Origin of the sequence: Falsiroseomonas algicola, assembly GCF_011040385.1 — a bacterium.
Classification (GTDB): domain Bacteria; phylum Pseudomonadota; class Alphaproteobacteria; order Acetobacterales; family Acetobacteraceae; genus Falsiroseomonas; species Falsiroseomonas algicola.
In genome coordinates this window covers 1-502 of record NZ_JAAIKB010000065.1, presented here as the reverse complement: position 1 = coordinate 502, position 502 = coordinate 1, and the positions used below count along the sequence as shown (strand labels likewise).

Annotated in this window: 1 protein-coding gene; it reads right to left on the bottom strand. The window is 66.3% G+C overall.

Annotated elements, in window-relative coordinates; all coding sequences use genetic code 11:
* Window positions 1-125 precede the first annotated feature (125 nt).
* Window positions 126-502 (bottom strand): integrase core domain-containing protein (locus G3576_RS31030; protein ID WP_235952569.1); only part of this gene is annotated, 377 nt, incomplete at its 5' end.

Here is a 502-nt window from a genome sequence, read left to right as displayed (position 1 = left end):
TCCACTTTGACATGGGTCCGTCGACCGTTTGCCGGTGATGCCATGGCGACAGGGCTGAACGCTCCAACGCGTCGGTCGGCGAGCGCTGAACCGCGCCGGGTTTGCCGGAGGCTGTTTGGTCTGAGTCAGGCCGCCAGGGGTATGGCCTCCTGGGCGGCATAGTAGCGCGCCTCTGCCTCAGCGGGCGGGATGTTGCCGATCGGCTCGAGGAGGCGGCGGTTGTTGAACCAGTCCACCCATTCGAGGGTGGCGAACTCGACGCCCTCAATGCCGCGCCATGGGCCACGGCGACGGATGACCTCGGTCTTGAACAGGCCAATGACGCTCTCGGCCAGCGCATTGTCGTAGCTGTCGCCGACGCTGCCGACCGAGGGCTCGATGCCCGCTTCGGCCAGGCGCTCGGTATAGCGGATCGACACGTATTGCTTGGTCTCAACCGGTCGTCGCAACACCATCCTGAACGGACCGCAGGGCCGCGTCGAGCGCCTCGGCAGGCGTCTTC